Source organism: Lysinibacillus sp. RS11, assembly GCF_042019215.1.
Taxonomy (GTDB): Bacteria; Bacillota; Bacilli; order Bacillales_A; family Planococcaceae; genus Lysinibacillus; species Lysinibacillus xylanilyticus_A.
This window is the reverse complement of record NZ_CP168124.1, coordinates 4,340,433-4,359,677: the sequence shown is the minus strand read 5'-3', so window position 1 is coordinate 4,359,677 and position 19,245 is coordinate 4,340,433. Positions and strand designations below refer to the sequence as shown.

Annotated in this window: 13 protein-coding genes; 8 read left to right on the top strand and 5 right to left on the bottom strand. The window is 37.5% G+C overall.

Annotation, left to right across the window (positions count from 1 at the left end; translation table 11 throughout):
* Positions 1-509: 509 nt before the first annotated feature.
* Positions 510-2,453 (bottom strand): ATP-binding cassette domain-containing protein, encoded by a 1,944-nt coding sequence (locus AB9L17_RS22455; protein WP_375200825.1) that lies wholly within the window; start codon positions 2,451-2,453, stop codon positions 510-512.
* A 247-nt stretch (positions 2,454-2,700) separates the two neighbouring features.
* On the opposite strand from AB9L17_RS22455, the gene AB9L17_RS22450 reads away from it, so the two are divergent.
* The 3 genes from AB9L17_RS22450 to tatC all read left to right on the top strand — a co-directional run bounded on the left by AB9L17_RS22450 (position 2,701) and on the right by tatC (position 4,725).
* Positions 2,701-3,336: a redox-sensing transcriptional repressor Rex gene (locus tag AB9L17_RS22450; RefSeq protein WP_068986771.1), complete on the top strand. Its 636-nt coding sequence runs from the start codon at positions 2,701-2,703 to the stop codon at positions 3,334-3,336.
* 361 nt (positions 3,337-3,697) lie between these two features.
* Entirely contained in the window at positions 3,698-3,883 is a 186-nt protein-coding gene (locus AB9L17_RS22445) for a twin-arginine translocase TatA/TatE family subunit (RefSeq protein ID WP_068986770.1), read from the top strand.
* 17 nt (positions 3,884-3,900) lie between these two features.
* Entirely contained in the window at positions 3,901-4,725 is an 825-nt protein-coding gene (gene tatC, locus AB9L17_RS22440; protein ID WP_068986769.1) for a twin-arginine translocase subunit TatC, read from the top strand.
* 101 nt (positions 4,726-4,826) lie between these two features.
* Here tatC and AB9L17_RS22435 read toward each other — a convergent pair whose 3' ends face one another.
* Positions 4,827-5,591 (bottom strand): CPBP family intramembrane glutamic endopeptidase, encoded by a 765-nt coding sequence (locus AB9L17_RS22435; RefSeq protein WP_068986768.1) that lies wholly within the window; start codon positions 5,589-5,591, stop codon positions 4,827-4,829.
* A gap of 169 nt (positions 5,592-5,760) precedes the next feature.
* Between AB9L17_RS22435 and groES the strand changes: the two genes are divergently transcribed.
* The gene (gene groES, locus AB9L17_RS22430) at positions 5,761-6,045 is read left to right on the top strand and encodes a co-chaperone GroES (RefSeq protein WP_068986767.1); all 285 of its coding nucleotides are present in this window, start codon (positions 5,761-5,763) and stop codon (positions 6,043-6,045) included.
* Between the two features lie 125 nt (positions 6,046-6,170).
* Positions 6,171-7,802, top strand: a complete 1,632-nt coding sequence (gene groL, locus AB9L17_RS22425; protein ID WP_068986766.1) for a chaperonin GroEL — start codon at positions 6,171-6,173, stop codon at positions 7,800-7,802.
* Between the two features lie 387 nt (positions 7,803-8,189).
* On the opposite strand, the gene AB9L17_RS22420 is transcribed toward groL, so the two are convergent.
* On the bottom strand, positions 8,190-9,938 hold the full coding sequence (locus AB9L17_RS22420) for a methyl-accepting chemotaxis protein (protein WP_068986452.1): 1,749 nt from the start codon (positions 9,936-9,938) through the stop codon (positions 8,190-8,192).
* 629 nt (positions 9,939-10,567) lie between these two features.
* Between AB9L17_RS22420 and AB9L17_RS22415 the strand changes: the two genes are divergently transcribed.
* From AB9L17_RS22415 to AB9L17_RS22405, 3 genes are all read left to right on the top strand, one after another.
* Positions 10,568-10,852 (top strand): hypothetical protein, encoded by a 285-nt coding sequence (locus AB9L17_RS22415; protein WP_223555338.1) that lies wholly within the window; start codon positions 10,568-10,570, stop codon positions 10,850-10,852.
* Between the two features lie 241 nt (positions 10,853-11,093).
* Complete coding sequence (locus AB9L17_RS22410) at positions 11,094-12,431, top strand: AAA family ATPase (RefSeq protein WP_375199818.1); 1,338 nt, start codon at positions 11,094-11,096, stop codon at positions 12,429-12,431.
* Positions 12,424-13,155, top strand: a complete 732-nt coding sequence (locus tag AB9L17_RS22405) for a hypothetical protein (RefSeq protein WP_068986449.1) — start codon at positions 12,424-12,426, stop codon at positions 13,153-13,155. Before AB9L17_RS22410 ends, AB9L17_RS22405 begins: the two co-directional genes overlap by 8 nt.
* Positions 13,156-13,633: 478 nt before the next feature.
* Here AB9L17_RS22405 and AB9L17_RS22400 read toward each other — a convergent pair whose 3' ends face one another.
* Complete coding sequence (locus AB9L17_RS22400; protein ID WP_375199817.1) at positions 13,634-18,721, bottom strand: DUF4132 domain-containing protein; 5,088 nt, start codon at positions 18,719-18,721, stop codon at positions 13,634-13,636.
* Positions 18,722-18,733: 12 nt separating this feature from the next.
* Positions 18,734-19,153, bottom strand: coding sequence for a hypothetical protein (locus AB9L17_RS22395; RefSeq protein ID WP_068986447.1), 420 nt, complete (start codon positions 19,151-19,153; stop codon positions 18,734-18,736).
* Positions 19,154-19,245 lie beyond the last annotated feature (92 nt).

Sequence of the window (19,245 nt, the reverse complement as noted above, 5' to 3'; positions counted from 1 at the left end):
GCCGCCATTATGCTGAGGCATAATTGATTATAGAAAAAGAGGTGTTTTAGATTTGATTCTAAAATACCTCTTTTTGCTTTTGTGAAAAAAATTGTCGATAAGAAAATTATGAATTCAATAAAAAGAGCGCTATTGACAAATTTTTCAGAAAATTATCCACAGGTAAGATGGAAAATAAAACAGCGAACATCCGTACTTATGCACAAAATGTTGATAACTTGTGTATAACTTGTGATTATTCAATATATAGTAGCGTGTTTTACACAAATAGATGTGGGTAAAATAATTTTTAATTGTGGACAATGTGGAAAAGTCTGTTGATATGTTGGTATTACTATATTTATTGTGTGTATAAAGTTGTGGGCATTTTTTGTTGAAAAATAGCACTTGACCAATATATATGAAAAATAGAGGCGAGTAAAGGAAACAGCCATGTGACAAGGCACATGGCTTATAAGGTTTGTCCCGCAATAAGTTGCAGTTAACCTCCCACTGAGTAAAGTTTTCTTTTATAAAATAATATTTTCAAGTTCTTCATTTAGCTCAAGCCATTCCATTTCAAAAAGCTCATGCTGTTCCTTAACAGTTGATAATTCTCCCTGAAGCTGAGTAATTTTTTCGTGGTCTGTGAAAATTTCTGGATCACAAAGCGCTTCTTCTAAACGAGCTATATCAATAGTTACTTCCTGCATTTTTCCTTCTAGTTCTTCAATGGAGCGTCTAATTTGGCGCTCACGTTTTTTAGCCTCTTTATCAATTTTAGAGGTAGAGGACTTCTCAAGTATCTCTGTTTTAGCTTGAGGTTGGGCGGCAGCTTTCATTTGTTCAATTTCTAAAAGCTCCTGTTTTTTCTCAAGATAATAGTCATAGTCACCCAAGTATTCAAAGGAACCATCGCCAGACAACTCAATCACTTTAGTAGCAATTCGATTGATGAAATATCGGTCATGCGATACAAATAAGAGTGTCCCAGGATAATCAATAAGCGCGTTTTCCAGTATCTCTTTACTATCTAGGTCTAAGTGGTTGGTAGGCTCATCGAGAATTAAGAAATTTGACTTTTGCATCATTAATTTAGCTAGTGCAAGTCTTGCCTTTTCACCACCAGATAAAGAGGATACGATTTTATCTACATCATCTCCACTGAATAAAAAACGACCTAGCACCGTTCGAATATCTTTTTCATTCATTAAAGGCCATTCATCCCACAGCTCTTTTAGAACACTTTTATTGCTCGATAGTTTTGCCTGTTCTTGATCATAATAACCAATTTGAACATTTGTGCCATAGCGAATTTCTCCAGAAAGTGATGGTAAATCTTTTACGATGGTCTTTAATAAAGTTGATTTACCAACACCATTTGGCCCAACAAGTGCAATGCGATCTTCGCGGAATGCACGTAATGTGATACCTTTTGATATTTTCTTATCACCATAACCAACAGCTAAGATATCAATAGATAATACATCGTTCCCACTTTGACGTTCGATGGTAAAACCGAAGCTTGCGGACTTTTCATCGCCATCAGGAGATTCCATCCATTCTGTTCGTTCAAGCATTTTACGACGACTTTGTGCCATTTTAGTAGTAGAAGCACGAGCAATATTTTTTTGGATAAAATCCTCAAGCTTTGCTTTCTCATCTTGCTGACGCTCATATAACCTTAAATCACGCTCATAATTTTTCGCTTTTTCGTCTAAATAGGCACTATAATTGCCTGTATATTTTGTGACGCGGTGACGAGAAACTTCGTAGACAATGGAAACAACCTGGTCTAAGAAGTAGCGGTCATGGGAAACAATTAAAATAGCCCCTTCATAGCCTTTTAAATAGGATTCCAACCAGGAGAGGGTTTCAATATCTAAATGGTTAGTAGGCTCATCGAGTATTAATAAATCAGGTTTACTTAAGAGGAGCTTAGCTAGAGCTAAACGAGTTCGTTGACCCCCTGATAATGAGCTTATTGGTTTTTCATAATCTTCAGGATAGAATTGCATGCCGTGAAGCACAGAGCGTGTATCAGATTCATATTGATAGCCACCTGCATCCTTAAAATTATGTTGTAATTGATCGTATTCGGACATTATTTTTGCATACAAAGAAGGGTTTTCATAGACAGTTGGATCGGCCATTTGTTGTTCAAGTGACCGAAGTGTTTTTTCTTGTGCGATAATTGGTTCAAAAATTGACATCATTTCGTCCCAAATCGATAACGTTGAGTTTAACCCAGCATGCTGCTCCAAATATCCAATCTGCACACCTTTAGGGATAATAATATCGCCTGAGTCATATGACATTTGACCAGCAATTATTTTAAGTAAAGTGGACTTACCAGCACCGTTACGTCCCACTAATGCAACGCGGTCACGATGTTGAACCTCTAATTTTACGCCACTTAAAATTTCATCTGCAAGGAAGGATTTATATAGTTGATTGACCTGTAAAACAATCATTCTTGACACCTCAATTCTTCCTTAGTGTAATGGATGAGCGATTCGCTTGCAATGTCGATGCTTTACTTATTCCGAGCTGTCATGTAAGATTGAAACGATTTCCCTTTAGTTAGTGGCGTAAAAAGCGCCATTAACTAAAGGGAAATACTCTAGTGGATATTAATATTTATATATATAGTTAATGATGCATGTATTAAAATTACTAGCTAAGTACATTCAAACTGAGACATTTTAAGGAGGAGAAAGTTTGAAACAAGAATTAAAAATTCCACAAGCCACTACAAAAAGACTTCCTCTTTACTATCGATTTATCCAAAACTTTGCACAAGAAGGCATGGAACGTATTTCGTCGAAGGAACTGAGTGAAGCGATGAAAATTGATTCTGCAACTATTCGCCGTGACTTTTCTTATTTTGGTGCTCTTGGCAAAAAGGGTTACGGCTATGATGTGCAGCATCTATTAAAATTTTTTAGTCAAACACTCGATCAGCACGAAACGACAAAAGTAGCGTTAATTGGTGTAGGGAATTTAGGTAGCGCTTTATTAAAATATAATTTCCAAAAAAATCACAATACTCATATTGTGGTGGCTTTTGATTCAAAGGCACCAAAGGACGGGAAGATGATCAGCAATATTCCTGTTTTTCATCCGGATTTGTTAGAAGAAAAGTATGCAGAATATGGAGCAGAGCTTGCGATTTTAACAGTTTCACCACGCTCTGCACAGAAAATGGCTGATAGATTAGCGGCAATGAATGCAAAGGGTATTTTAAACTTTACGCCAGAGCGGTTAACGGTGCCAGATAGAATGCAGCTTTTAACAATCGATTTATCGGTAGAATTGCAAGCGCTTATTTATTTAATTCGCAATCAGGAAGAGTGAAAAATGTACATATTTAGCTTCTTTCAGCGAGTGTATAAAGAACCGCTCAAATAGAGGAACTCAGTCTAAGAACGCCACGTCCTGTGGCAATTTATCTGTGCGAAAGCGCAGCGACAGCAACACGGTTTTATCTGTGCGAAAGCGCAGCGACAGCAACAACAACAACAACAACAACAACACACGACTGAGTGACCAACATCACGTTGGCCCAAAGCCTCCGATGGATAGTATAGTTCACAGTTTCTGTCAAATGTAAGCATGAAATAAAATGAGAGAGTGACGAAAAACTTTCACATATAATTAGTTAGCAAAATGACGAAATATGCGTTAAAATGATGGATATAAAGAGGAGGTGGCTGTAATGGGTAGTATTGGTCCTATGAGCCTCATTATTATCGGAATTGTCGCGTTACTAATTTTTGGTCCTAAGAAGTTACCAGAGCTGGGTAAAGCATTCGGTTCAACATTACGTGAATTCAAAAATGCTACTAAAGGTTTAGCCGATGAAGATGATGATGACAAGAAAAAGAAAGAACTAGATAAGTAAGTTAGGATGTTTGAGGAATGAATCCAAAAGATCTAACTGTCATTGAGCATATAGAAGAATTAAGAAAACGGCTTTTCATTGTTGCCGTTTTCTTTGTTCTCGCTATGGTTGGCGGCTTTTTTGTGGCAAAGCCGCTTGTTAAATACCTTCAAAGTACTGGAGCGAATTATAATATAGAGCTTCATGCATTTGATGTAGTAACACCACTTGCGATTTATTTACAAGTTGTTTTTTTAATTGCATTTATCCTTTCATCACCAGTGTTAATGTATCAACTGTGGTCGTTTATTAGCCCAGGATTAAGGGACGTAGAACGAAAAGCAACCTTAAGCTATATACCGTATTCATTTTTATTGTTTATCGCAGGGCTATCCTTTTCATTCTATTTATTATTCCCTTATGTCATAAAATTCATGATGAATTTGTCGGTCGAGTTGGAGATTCAGCAAACAATAGGAATACATGAGTATTTTACATTTTTATTTAAGCTTACAATACCTTTTGGTTTCCTTTTCCAATTGCCGGTTGTTATTTTATTCTTTTCACGTATAGGGATATTGAATCCTGATTTACTAATTCGTATTCGTAAATATTCGTACTTTGGTTTATTTGTGTGTGCCGCTATTATCGCACCACCTGAATTGGCTTCACATTTAATGGTTTCAGTACCATTGTTTGCGCTCTATGAAATTAGCATTGTGATTTCGCGTATTGGGTACAAGAAATACTTGAAATCAGAGGAAATACGTTTGAAGGAAGAGCAGGAAGCTGAGCAAAAACGCCAGGTTGAAGAGGCACTTGAACAGCAGCGACGACAAATAGAAGAATTGAATCAAAAATAAATAGTGGAAGCTCGATGCGAGATAATAGCATCGAGCTTTTTTGTTATAAAAGAATAGGTTAGAATCTAAAAAATCAGTGGGAAGAAAATTCCCACTGAATTTTATTGCATTTTTTCGAGTTCTTCAAGAAACTTTTGTAATGGTTCTGCAAACACTTGTACAAATGTCACAAATCCATTAAGCATGACATGGGCGATAATGGACGTCCAAATGCGTTTTGTTTTGTGATATAAGAAGGCAAAAATCAATCCACAAATTGTATAAAGCAAAATATGTGTGAAGTCGAAATGAATAAGTCCGAAGAAAATGGCACTTACGATTGCGGCTACCCAAAAATTAGTTGTTTGGACAAGTGATCCAAAAATAACACGACGGAAGACGAACTCTTCTAAAACTGGGCCAAAGACGACAATTGCTAGTATTGTAATAGGAGCACCTTTCGCAATAGCTACAATATCAGCTGTGTTTTGTGACCCACCTTGGATACCGAATACAGTCATTTCGATAGCAGCGCCAATCATTTGACCAAAGAAAACTAAGAAGAAACCAATAATTCCCCATACAATTGTAAGTGGTATGGTTTCTTTCTTTCCTTTATAAATAGCCCAAAATGCTTTATCGCGAGAAGTTAGGATTAAAATTAAAATTAACGCAATGGCAAAGCTAAGTGCGATATACCAGCCTTGCGTAAGCGGAGCGGCTTGCTCAGAAGGTAAACCGGTTGTACTCATAACAAGCTTGTGAAACGGTATTAACAGCCATCTGCCTGATATTTGCATGAGAATATAAATCAGTAAAACATATAGGGCTGTTTTTTTATGTTTATTTATTTTTTGAGAAGTAGTCACAGTCAAAATCCTTTCCATTCATTATGCTACCTTTCTATTGTAGAGGAATATGGAAAGAAAACAAAATTTTTCGTAGTTCTGACTTGCAAAAGAAAGTGTGATTGATTATCATAATAATTGTGTTAGCACTCGACTAGATAGAGTGCTAATAAATCAACATATATTATTTATTAGGAGGTTGTTTCACTTGTTAAGACCACTAGGAGATCGTATTGTAATCCAACTAATCGAGGTAGAAGAAAAATCTGCATTCGGTATTGTACTGCCAGACTCTGCAAAAGAAAAACCGCAAGAAGGTAAAGTTGTAGCAGTTGGGACAGGTCGTATATTAGAGAACGGGCAACGTGTTGAGCTTGACGTTAAAGTTGACGACCGCATTATTTTCTCTAAATATTCAGGTACAGAAGTTAAGTATGAAGGTAATGAATACCTAATTTTACGCGAAAGTGATATTCTTGCAATTATTGAATAACTTAAATTAACTTGAAAAAGTTAATGCCTTTAGTGTTTGTCATGACAATTACACTGAGGCGAGATTAATATAAATATATATTTATAAAGCTTAACGAATATTCCATTCCAGGAGGGTAAATTCAAATGGCAAAAGATATTAAATTTTCAGAAGACGCTCGTTCATTAATGTTACAAGGTGTAGATAAATTAGCAAACGCAGTAAAGATTACTCTAGGGCCTAAAGGTCGTAATGTAGTGTTAGAAAAAAAATTCGGTTCACCACTTATTACAAATGATGGTGTAACAATTGCAAAAGAAATCGAATTAGAAAACCCATATGAAAACATGGGGGCAAAATTAGTAGCAGAAGTTGCTTCTAAAACAAACGAAATTGCTGGTGATGGTACAACAACTGCAACAGTATTAGCACAAGCAATTATTCGTGAAGGCTTGAAAAACGTAACAGCTGGTGCAAACCCTGTAGGCATTCGTAAAGGGATCGACAAAGCAGTTGCAGCAGCTCTTACAGAATTACACGCTATTTCTCGTCCAGTAAGTAACAAAGAGGAAATCGCACAAGTTGCGGCAATCTCTGCTGCTGATGATGAAGTAGGTCAATTAATTGCAGAAGCAATGGAACGTGTTGGTAACGATGGTGTTATTACTATTGAAGAATCTAAAGGCTTCACAACTGAGCTAGATGTAGTTGAAGGTATGCAATTCGATCGTGGTTATGCATCACACTACATGGTAACAGACACAGACAAAATGGAAGCGGTACTAGACAACCCTTACATTTTAATTACTGATAAAAAAATTACAAACATCCAAGAAGTATTACCATTATTAGAGCAAGTGGTACAACAAGGTCGTCCACTGTTACTGATCGCTGAAGATGTTGAAGGTGAAGCTCTTGCAACACTTGTAGTGAACAAACTGCGTGGTACATTCAATGCTGTAGCGGTGAAAGCTCCAGGATTTGGTGACCGTCGTAAAGCAATGCTAGAAGATATCGCAATTTTAACAGGCGGTCAAGTAATTACAGAAGAATTAGGCTTAGACCTTAAATCCGCTGATATTACATCACTTGGTCGCGCTGCAAAGGTTGTTGTTACAAAAGACAATACAACAATCGTAGAAGGCGTTGGCGGTGCAGAGACAATCGAAGGTCGTATTGGTCAAATCCGTGCACAGCTTGCTGAAACAACTTCAGAGTTCGATAAAGAAAAATTACAAGAACGTCTTGCAAAATTAGCAGGCGGTGTAGCAGTAATTAAAGTTGGTGCTGCAACAGAAACAGAACTAAAAGAACGCAAACTTCGCATTGAAGACGCTCTTAACTCAACTCGTGCAGCAGTTGAAGAAGGGATTGTATCAGGTGGTGGTACGGCACTTCTTAACGTATATGCAGCAGTTGAAAAAGTTGCAAATGCAGAAGAAGGTGACGTAGCAACTGGTGTGAAAATTGTTCTACGTGCATTAGAAGAACCAGTTCGTCAAATCGCTAACAACGCAGGTCTTGAAGGTTCAATTATCGTGGATCGCCTAAAACGTGAAGAAATCGGTGTAGGCTTCAACGCTGCAACAGGCGAATGGGTAAACATGATGGAAGCGGGCGTAGTAGACCCAGCGAAAGTAACTCGCTCAGCTCTACAAAACGCAGCATCTGTGGCAGCTTTATTCTTAACAACAGAAGCAGTAGTAGCAGACATCCCAGAACCAGCATCAGCAATGCCAGATATGTCTGGTATGGGCGGCATGCCAGGAATGATGTAATCTACGGCTCTAGCCAATTTAAAGAGGCTGGGACAAAAAGAAAAAATGTTAGACCGATTGCATCGGTCTAACATTTTTTTGATTTAGGAAGGAACAATCTACTCATTGAAGCGAAAAAGTTATTATCTGTTTTCGCTATTTTTCAAAATAATCGAGTTCTGTCCCAGCCTCTTTTTTATGCTTTAATGGATAGAATGTTGACGATCGCTGATAAAGGGTACGAAATCGCTGATAAAAGCCCTCGAATCGCTGCGGGATGCCTAATCAAGAAAAAATGCCTTACTTCTACTTATAGGACAGCTCCTTTCATTTTTATCCCACATGTAACTGCCTGATTGGTTTAACTAACATTCAGAGGGAACCCCTCCCTCTGAATGAAGTTTCACCTTATTTCACTTCCAATGTGTTGACAACATTTAATAATTCGCTTGATAAGTCATTCAGCACTTGAGCTTCTTCAGAAACTCTCTGCACAGTGTTAAGTTGCGATGCAGACGTTTCGGCTACTGCTCTCGTATTATCTCTCGAAGTTACCGAGAAATCTTCCATATCTTTAACGGCAGAAGTTACTTCCTCCATACCCGCAGCCATTTCTTCGATCGTTGCAGATAGTTCTTGAATTTGTCCAGTAACATGATGAATGGAAGTTAAAATTTGACTAAACGACTGTTCAGAATCATTAATCATCATTAAACCATTGTCCACTTCTTCCACAGCTAGTCTCATTACATTGACAGATTCATTCGTATCATGTTGGATATGGGAGATAAGCGTGGAAATTTCACGAGCCGACGCCTCTGATTGCTCGGCAAGCTTGCGAACTTCATCTGCTACAACAGCGAAGCCACTTCCAGCTTCTCCAGCGCGAGCAGCTTCTATTGCTGCATTTAGCGCTAGTAAATTCGTTTGGGAAGCGATACCTGTAATAATACCGACGATTTCTTCAATTTTACCTGAATGCTCACCAAGCATTTTTACAGATGCTGCAGATTGATTGACAGCTTTACTAATGACATTCATTTGGGCGACAGATTTATTAGTAGATTCATTGCCTTTTTCAGCTTCTTCTGAAGTAAGGATAGAGGACTCTGAAATTTGATTTGATGTCATGGCAAGTCGTTGAATACCAATGCTCATTTCTTCAATTGTAATGGCGCTTTCTTTTGCCTTTTGTACTTGTAAATCAGCGCCCCCAGCGATCTCTTGCATGGATGAAGCTATACTATTGTAAGAATCTGTCGCTTCCAGCATATTGGCTGATAAAATATTGGCAGAATTTGAAACGTGTGTAGAGACATTTGCCGCACTTTTATTAACGGTTCTTAAATTCTCAATCATGGAATTAAAGTTTTTCGTTAGGAGGCCAATTTCATCTGTTGATGATACAGGTAAAGGCTCAAGCTCTAAATTACCTTCTGCTACCTTTTTAGATTGTAGAGAAAGTTGTTGGATAGGTGTTAATTTTCTTGTTACAAGCGAGAAAACTGCAATGGAAGAACCAATTAAGAAAATAACTGTAACTACAAGAGTCCATAATACTTCTGACATTGCCTTAGCAGTTACCTTTGATACATCGTAGTCCATTGCATAAGCAGCTAAGATAGATCCATTTTCATCCAAAATTGGTGTGAGTCCTGTTTTATAGCTACCATACTCATCGCTATATATTTCAGTAGCTGTAGCTTCCTTTGTTTTAAAAACCTCTTTAATCTTTGCAAGGAAATCTGAAGATAGACCCATTTCTATCATATCCTGATTATATTCAGCTCCTTCATTAAGTACACTAGACGAAAGAACCGGTGCATTTATTTTTTCTCCATCTACTGTAATGAGAAAAAGATTCGTAATCAGATCTGATTGATTGTTTACAGCATCCATTTCTTTTGTCAAACGAAGGACATCTGGGTTACTAGCATTAGGTTCCTGCAATACAGATTGCAATGTTTTTAAATCTATAGTCTTTGATAGAATCATTCCTTGATCATGAAGGGATAGGTCCATATTTTTTAAATTGCTGCCTTTCACTATATAATAGGAAAGACCTAAAGTAACTAATCCATATAGTAATAAGATATTTAACGTTATAGCCGTTAATTTCTTACTGATGGACATATGCTTTTGCTTGCTTGTCTTCATGCTCTTCCTCCTAAAATTATATACAAAACATATTTTAGATAAAAAAAGGGACAATCGTTGATGTGATAGTCGAATGTAACGAGAAGAGCTCGCGACAATTGACAGTTCGATGTAATTAATCATGAAAATTTATGTTCCTTTTTACTCAAAAAAATATGAATGTAAATTAATCCATTTATACCCTGACAATAAACAACTATACTTACATAAAATATGATTCACAACCCAAAGAACTTACTATTTCAACTGTAGATCTTCGGAATTAAAATAAAAGATTAGGTTTTTAGTCCGTATGAATCCTTTTGATGTGGATAATTTTACTAAAAAATAACTTTTTACTAATATGAAATGACTTGAGAGTCGTTATCTAAGTTGATTTCAAATGATTAAAATATAGGTAGAAAATTTCAAGGCTTTATTTTATGGGGGAAGGGGAAATCCTTTCGTGTAATAGATAAAAAGGCTATCCACTAGTTCGTATTTGAACGTATGGATAGCCTTTTTTGTTATAGTTATTTACCTTGGATTACCAAACATGCCAGGTAACATATCTTGCATTCCTGGTAAGTTTAACCCTGGGAAACTAGGATATTGCCCGCCTGGATATGGCATCGGAGGGCGCGAAGGATATGGTTGCGAAGGATATGGCATTGAAGGTTGCGAAGGATATGGTTGTGATGGATATGGCATCGGAGGGCGCGAAGGATATGGTTGTGATGGATATGGCATTGAAGGATGTGAAGGATAAGGTTGTGATGGATATGGCATCGAAGGACGCGAAGGATAAGGTTGTGATGGATATGGCATCGAAGGACGCGAAGGATATGGTTGTGATGGATATGGCATCGAAGGACGCGATGGGTATGGTTGAGACGGATATGAAGGTGGATAGGAGCTACCAGGAAGCATGCTAGGGTGATACGGAATGTTAACATCAAAATTGTCATCTTCGGGAGTTAATCTAGGATTGAACAATGAAACACACCTTTCTTCATTTTTTCTTTTCTAACATATGCTCACTATTATGATTGTCATAGGCTTTAAACTAGGAGTGAATAATAGCTAATGATATCAGTCTTTAAAATAGAAGTTGTTATAAAATATATCGATTTTAATTATAATAGAAGAAAATATCATTAAAGGATGTTTAGTGAGATGACAATTATAAAAATCAAAAAAATAAAGATACAAAATTTACGAAATGTACGACATGGTGAAATTATTTTAGCGGTAAATTTCGAGACGTTTTTTAAACCCAATGTTGTAGGTTTATATGGACAAAACGGTTCTGGGAAAACAACTATTGTTGATGCGTTTGGCTTGTTAAAGGCACTTATCTCCGGCTGGATTGCTGAAATTAAATTACCATCTCAGGAAAAGAAATTAATTATGGCAGGGGAGGATATGGCAAGTATTGAGTTCGAGTTTCTAGTAGAAAATCAATTTGGCACATTTTTTCTCAATTATTATGTAGAGTTACAAGAAGATCAAAACAGACTGTACACAACGGTTGAACGTTTAGCTTACAGAGAAAATGAGAAAGGGAAGCGTTCAAAGATTCTAATTAATGTTACAGAGGAATGCATACAACTACGTAAAGCAAATCTTTCTGATATGAATGAAAAAACGCGTATCCAATTACTAGTCACTCATCAATTAGCTAAAAAACAATATATGTCCTTTATCTTTCACAAAGATTTAAAGCCATTATTACAGGACAGGTTGTCAGAGCTAGAAATGCAATTGATTCATAATTTAGCAATAGATTTTAATCGGGATTTACATGTCGTTAATAATCAAAATATCGCACCGTTATATGAAGAGCGCAGTATGCCCTTTAGTATTCATCTTGAAAAAACTCGTGGTTCTATCCCTTATAATTTGAAGGGGCCAGCGTTATTGCCTGAGGATGCATTTTACGTGTTATGTGAAGTAATAGAGCAAAGTAATCAAGTATTATCCGCGATTATTCCTGGTCTGTCTATAAAGATTAATGTGCTTACAAAACAAACTATGGATAACGGGGAAAAAGGAATCCGTTTTGAATTTTTATCGCAGCGAGGGGAACGCGAATTACCACTACGGACAGAGTCAGAGGGAATTTTGAAAATTATTTCTGTACTCAGTGTACTCATTGCCGTTTATAACAACCCAAATGCTTGTGTAATAATTGATGAATTAGATTCTGGTGTTTTTGAATATTTGTTAGGCGAGTTGTTAACAGTGATTGATGAGGGCGGAAAAGGTCAGCTTATTTTTACGTCTCATAATTTACGTGTGTTAGAGGTGCTAGCTATTAAAAACTTATGGTTCACGACAACGAATGAGGATCGTCGTTATATACAGCTAAAGGGTATTAAAGAGGTCAATAATGCTCGAGATGTTTATTTACGTGCAATTCAGTTGGGCGGACAGGATGAAGAAGTATATAAGGAAACGAAGACATTTAAAATTAAGCGTGCCTTTAGAAAAGCGGGTGTACAGCGTGACTAAAAAGGTTCTTTTAATCATTGTAGAGGGACAGACGGAGCAAATTGTTTTGGAGGATTATCTGGATGAACATTTTGCAAATTCCACGATTCGTTTCGATGTACAACGGGAGGATATTTTAACGAAGTGGGATGCTAAGGGACGAATACCTAATATTAAAAATAGTGTTGCACGAGTGATTCAGAACTATTTGGAGAAGTATAAGTTTTTAGCGAAGGATTTAACTGCTGTTGTTCATATTACAGATGCAGATGGTTGCTTTATCGCCCCTGAATTTGTCAAGGTGAAGGAAGATATTGAGGGGAAGTTACATTACACAGAAGATGCAATATTGGTGAAATCTGAGAAGCGTAAGGAGCAAATCGAGCAACGTAATGAAATGAAGGCGAATAATGCCAAAATCCTTGTAGCGAATGATCATTTTAGCATTCAACGATTAAAAATACCGTATCAGCTATTTTATTTTTCTACAAACTTGGAACATGTACTATGGGATGAGCGCAATGAAGTAGCAACGGAAAAGGTGCAAAAAGCTGATGAATTTATGGAAAGTTTATCGAGTTCCATAGAAGAATATTTAACAGAATTTCTTCCAGTTAACGCAGAGCTTCCGTATAAAGAAAAAATGAAAATGAGCTGGTCTTTTTTAATGGAGGGCTGTAATTCGTTACAACGCGGAACGAATGTGCCGTTTTTATTTGAAATGATTAAATCAGATGTACAATGAAAAACAAAATGGCTAAGATAATCTATGTGAATGATGATTTCCGTTCCAGGCTACTCGCTTTCCTGTGGGCGAGCGTCGAGCCGCTTCCTCCGCTTCGCTTCGTGCAGGGTCTCGCCTGTCTCGCTTTCCCACGGGAGTCGAGTAGCCTTCCACTACAATCAGCAATAGTGTAGAACTTTTATAAAATCTATGCATTTCAAAAGTGAACAAATGGTTGCTCTTCATAATAGACTTATAACAGTTAGGGCGATTGTATATCTGTTTTTGCTGCGCTTCGTTTTGCCGAAGAGCTATACTATGACACCTTAATAAATCACCTTTATGTTAAAGAACCACAACATTCACAAAGATCTTCCTGACCAGTTTGTTTTCAACACTATAAATGCCCTCCAATATTTAAATGGAGGGCATTGCAATTTTAACAACAGGTGACGAAAATCATCTAGCGACCGTTTCCTGTTTTTGTGCACATGAGGCTTTAGCGCATTTGCTCGTAGCTACGAATATGTCCTAAAATAGCTGGATCTTTAATTTTTGTATCCTCACTTAACAGTAAAAGCTTTGACATAATCTCGGCTGTACGCGGATCATCATCCACCATTGGTAAGAAAATGCGTCCGCGATGCTGAGATGGTACGGCGATTATTGGAATCATTGAACCGCCCACTTGATGGACAACGCCACTGCCTAAGTGCAATGAATAGCTAGCAAGTTTGCCTTCAATAAGTGCATGCTGCTTTTTCACTTCGACATTTGTTAACTTTAATAGCTTCGCTAATTCTTCTACAATGACACTACGCATATCAATTGTAGAATGGCTCGCTTCAGGATCAACACCACCGACATGTGCAACACTTACAACGAGGTCAATATCTCGCATCACTTCTGAGAATATCGTTGCAGGAATGTCATCTAATACTAGGTCTTTACCAGTTAATCGATTGTAGAAATAGACACCTTCAATAGCCGGTGCTTCGATTTCTGCTGGTGTAAACCAATCTGCCTGCGCATACAAGGAGGCAACGATGTTTTCTTTGTAATACACTTTTCGTGGTCCTTCATCATAACTAATTTGCCAACCCCGTGTTTTTAGGAGTGCAACCGTTTGAGAAGGATTTACTTGATGTCCCGCATAACGCAATGATCTTTTTTGTCCTTGTTCATCTGCATTTATTACATACAGCTCACGGAATATTTGCTTAAATGGCTGTTTTATTTCGTGTTCGAACATAGTAGCTTGCCATTGTCGCCATTGTCCACTTTGCAGTAGGTGATACGGATGGGCGATTGTTAATATAGCTGTAGGAGCAAGCGATACTATGTCGTCTGTTAGTAGCTTTAGACCATCCTTAGTTAGCCATCCTACATGTTCTTCTTTTTTAAAGATGAGTTTTTGGAGAAGTGGAGCTAAAATCGGGTGCTCTAATAAATTGATCAGCTCTTCGGCAAAGAATTTAGTTTCAAGCTCCATTGCCTGTTCGAGTGCTGGGCGTGCTCTTTTATATTGCTCCTGTAATTCTTTTCTTGCCTCCTGCAATTCTACAACTTGCGCATGTTTTTTTAGTGCAGCAGGAATATTTTTTAGTCGCTTCCCATCCTTTTCAACGATCATCGTAACATTTGAATCTTCATCAATTTGTAGCTGTGCAGTAATATGTTCGATTTGTTGTGCATCGAATAAATGCTTGATATCGGTAAAGGCGGCTAGTTCCATGCGCCATGTGAAGCGTGTTGTTTCGCCATCTCCTGCATTTCGTGCTAAATTTTCGAGCCCAATACTGGCTGCACGTGCTTCACTAGCACGACGCTGTGCACCAAATTGTTTGCTTTCCTTTAAAAACTGTTGGATAAATTGATAGCGTGTTAGCGCATCCTGTTGATCCGATTTTTTTAGTGGAATAAGTCCGAGTGCACGTAGTTTATCTTTATTGCGTTTATCACGAATTTCTTCCATTAACGGTTCTGGACTAAGCTTGCCTATTGCTGTATCTGCATAAAGCTGTGCTCGACGGTGGTTAGCTCCCTCCGATGCATATTTTGCTGCATCATATACAATCTTGAAATTTTTGGCGCCTATTGTTTGATACGCACTTTGGAACCAAGCTAAATCAAATGCACCATCACGGAAGTCATCAGCAGTAATGCTTGAGAAAAGAGCAATCTGATCTTTAGCAAAGTCTGATAAATAGTCGGTTGTATGGGCGATAAAGTACCATGCTGATTCTTTTAATCCTTCCCAATCAATCAAGTCACTAACAAGGTCGACCCAATGTTGGTTATACATCATCGCTTCAATTAAGCGTTCTTTTGAAATATCTGTTTTTTCCCACGCATCTTTTAATTGCTGCGCAGTTTCTTCCTTTTTAGGATAGCAGCTTGCAAGTAGGCGAGAAAAAACATCCTTTTTCGTTTCCGCTTGCCAAATATAGCCACGAGCAAGCTTTTCACCATCTAATGCTTGTAAAATCTTTAAGAAATAATCAATACCCTCTATATAAGAAATTCTACTAGCGAGTTTCGTTACTGCTGTAGGAATATCACCACGCATAAGCTCTATCTCTAAAATGCGATCAATGGCCTGCTCACGAACAGCAAAGAGATTCGATAAGTCTTCAAATGACTGTTGATAACGCTCCGTTAATTTACTTGGTGCACCAAGTATTTCAGAGGCTAATGTATCTGTGAAGATGGTTTCAAATAAATGATCCGTAGTGAACAAGCCTGCTTTACAAGCATCTAAATATTGGAATAGGTTTAGATTGTATATAGTTGGGCTATATTGCTCTGTCTGCTTCCTCTTTGTTAACTCTTCGTTAATGGCAAGCATTTTGACATATTCACCGTAAGTCGTATAGTCAGAGAAGCATCGATGAACAAAAGTACCAATAACATCTAAAGCTACTATAGTTGAAGTAGAGCTATAATAATAGTCCCTCTCTCGTACCTCAAGCTTCCACTGCTCGGCCGATATTTGTGTTAAAAGCTGAAGCATAATACCGATTGCTTGTTCAAAAGCATTAAACTCAGGTGCATGCTGTGTTAGTAATGCGACAGCCTCTTTATGAAGCGCCTGCTCTCCAGAGACATTATCTAAATCTTGGGAAAGTACAGTGAAAATTCGTTCCAATGTTCGCTGATACTTTAAGTTGTTAAACTTAGCAACAAATTCTTTTATTTCTGCATAATTAAAGAATGGAGCGATTAAGGTTTGTGCTGCTTCGCTCAGTTCATGTACCGCAGGATGTTCAGATAGATTGTTATAAAAGTTAAAATAAGCTAAATCCTCTGTACTGAATTTGGACCTCTTTATCCACTGGAGAATTTCATCTGGTATCGGATATACATCGAGACTTGCATTTCGATTATTTTCTGTTTTCGCAGCAACGATGTTAAATGTTTGCCCTAATGTTGTTGTAATCGGCGTATCATTCCATTGATATGTCTCGTACTCATAGTGGGCATTAGCATCCAATAGTTGAATAAGTTGTTCAAGCTTTAACAACAGCTTCTCTACATTGTAATTAAAGAATTTTTCCAGTGGCATTGTTTCCTGTATATATAAAGGAACAAGCTGCTGCCATGCTTCCATACCGTTCATCTTTATATCAATATTAGTGATGTTGTCGTATTGAATAGGAGGGTGAGGCGTATATAAACCAAAGCCATTGCCCTCGTTATATTCTGGAACATCACTTGTTAACAATTGATCTAACATCACTTGTTCTGTCTTCGTTACTTTCGGAAGCAGGTCACAGAATGTGGCTATTTGCTCACTGGCTAAGTGATATTCTTTAGAGGCTTCCAACAACAACTCAAGCCCACCAAGTCGCTTCAACTGCTTCTTGTCCTGTATGAGTCGTTCGGCACTTTGCAATATTTTCTCTTGCGGCTGAAGCTTTAAGAGTGAAATGGCTTCTTTACGAAGTGAGCCTGATTTATTCGCTAAAAGGTCCTCAATTTTTAAAACTTCATCGTCTGTAGGTGTTAGTGATTGTATTTTGTTCAACGCAAGGGAACGATTGATGGAGCTTCGATCTCGTAAAGCGCTAAATAGAAAATCGCGCTTTCCTTGCGTAGTATCGTCAAGACAATAAATATTAAGAAGACCGATTCTACTTGTAGGAGAGTAAGAATCTGCATCCGCAATAATACGTTGAAATAGCTCTTCATCTTGTAAATGGTGGGCTAAAATGATTTGTGTTGAAATTAAATCTTCTAACGACAAGTGTGCATAGACGAATGATAAAGGTTTTCCTGTAATTGTTATACCATCTTTCGTGATTTTGCTCTTTGCCCATTCAAGCTGTTCAAATAGAGAGTATTCAATACCTTGTAGCTGGGTATTGTCTTGCATGAACTTTTGTAAATCTTTAACCCAATCGTTATCTCTAGCATATTCACTATTAATATAGTTATTTGCATATAGGAAATTGCCCCAAGCAAATGTAAATAGCTCAATATCCGTCGTTGTTAAAATAAGATCCTTGACATACTGTGCAGTGAAGGAAGTTTTCCCTAGATTTTTTAAAAATGCAAGTGTTGTCAGCTGGATATGCTTTTCGCGGTTTAACAACTCTGGCAAAATAGTATCGAGTTTCGTGTAATCCTTTGTAGAAATTGCCCAAAGTGCCACGTAAATATCGATCGTTCGCTCACTTTTTAGTAGCTCAACGGCGAACTGGTCGTCTTCAATTGCTTGAATCGCTAACGATAATACTTCCTCTGTTACTTTTTGATTTTCGAAGCTATTATAGCCAAGTCCCATCCATGTATCGACAGCGCGAATCACGGAGGAGAAGCGAGTGAGCTGATGCTCCTGAATAAGCTTCATAATTGTCAGCTGCGCATCGAGAGTACCATGATCAATATTTTCTACAATGGCTTGACGTAGTCCCTCTTGCCGTGCAGCAGCAACTAATAGTTTACCAAGTGCCTCATGCATACGAGTATTGGTTGATTTGAAAATACCTCTTATCAGTGGGTATCCAAAAAAGGTACCCTGATGCTCGTCAAATAATATATTTTCAACCGCTTCTTCAATAACAGAGTTTTCTAATGACAGTTCTTCAGCAAGCATTTGTTCAAAAACATTAAAGGGCATTACCTTTGTATTCTCATTTTTAATGACAAAGGAGCTATAGTTAGGGTAAGAACCATGCTCAAATTGATTGTGATTTATCAGTAATTCCTGCAGATTCATTTCTTCAAATGTCAGCATTTCTTCAATTAATTGTAAGCATTGAGAAAGGTGGTCCTGTACGGGTTGTGCAGAACGAAATGATCTACGCATAAAGCCGGTCTGAAACATTGCTGTATCGTAACGTAATGCCAGTTTCTTAATAGTTTGTGCACGCTCTTGTGAAGAAAAGAGTGTAAGAACATCGAATAGTGGCCCAGCAAATAGCTCCTCAAGTGTTGTGACATTTAATTTAGCAACTTGTCGCTCAATATCATGATCACGATTATCCATATAGTGAAGCAATGCTGTGGCTAGTGGCTGAATAGCTATTGGTGCAGTATCTATTTTATTTTGCAATTGTACATTTTGTTCATGTGTAAGTGTCATGAGAATCGCTCCTTACCAAATGCGTCCTGCTAGCATTGTTAGTTTAATAAATGTAAAAACATCGTCTTCTTGTATTGTTAATGGTGTAGTAAGTGAATTCAATTGTTCCTCATTATGGAGTACTAAGAAAAGTTCATCTTCAAAGGCTTGAAGCACTGTCGATATAGCTTGGTCTATAGACTGTACAGAGGCATTTTTTTTCTCACCAAAATGTACTTTTCCATGCTGTACTGCCTCCTCTAGCTGCTGATCAGTAATATAAATATGGAGCGGAGTATCCAGTGCTTTTTCGTTATAATTCTGAACTTCTTGTGTTACAAGTTGCGTAAGTAAATCTTTCAAAGTATAGACAGGCTCTTCAATAGTAAATGGAATTTTTTGAAGTTTACGTGATTTTTTGCCGATTGTTTTTTGTTGGTAAAATAAACGCAATCTAACACCTCCTTACAGTAACTTCATTATACAAGAGAGTAAATGGCGAAAAGAATGAGGCATTTTACGTTAGTTGTATAAAAAAATTTGGG

Excerpts from the sequence above, each read along its gene's own strand:
- AB9L17_RS22415 (WP_223555338.1), top strand. The coding sequence starts at position 10,568 with ATGGTTGCGAAGGATATGGCATTGAAGGTTGCGAAGGATATGGTTGTG.
- tatC (WP_068986769.1), top strand. The coding sequence starts at position 3,901 with ATGAATCCAAAAGATCTAACTGTCATTGAGCATATAGAAGAATTAAGA.
- AB9L17_RS22410 (WP_375199818.1), top strand. The coding sequence starts at position 11,094 with ATGACAATTATAAAAATCAAAAAAATAAAGATACAAAATTTACGAAAT.
- AB9L17_RS22455 (WP_375200825.1), bottom strand. The coding sequence starts at position 2,453 with ATGATTGTTTTACAGGTCAATCAACTATATAAATCCTTCCTTGCAGAT.
- AB9L17_RS22435 (WP_068986768.1), bottom strand. The coding sequence starts at position 5,591 with ATGGAAAGGATTTTGACTGTGACTACTTCTCAAAAAATAAATAAACAT.
- AB9L17_RS22445 (WP_068986770.1), top strand. The coding sequence starts at position 3,698 with ATGGGTAGTATTGGTCCTATGAGCCTCATTATTATCGGAATTGTCGCG.
- AB9L17_RS22400 (WP_375199817.1), bottom strand. The coding sequence starts at position 18,721 with ATGACACTTACACATGAACAAAATGTACAATTGCAAAATAAAATAGAT.
- groL (WP_068986766.1), top strand. The coding sequence starts at position 6,171 with ATGGCAAAAGATATTAAATTTTCAGAAGACGCTCGTTCATTAATGTTA.
- AB9L17_RS22420 (WP_068986452.1), bottom strand. The coding sequence starts at position 9,938 with ATGAAGACAAGCAAGCAAAAGCATATGTCCATCAGTAAGAAATTAACG.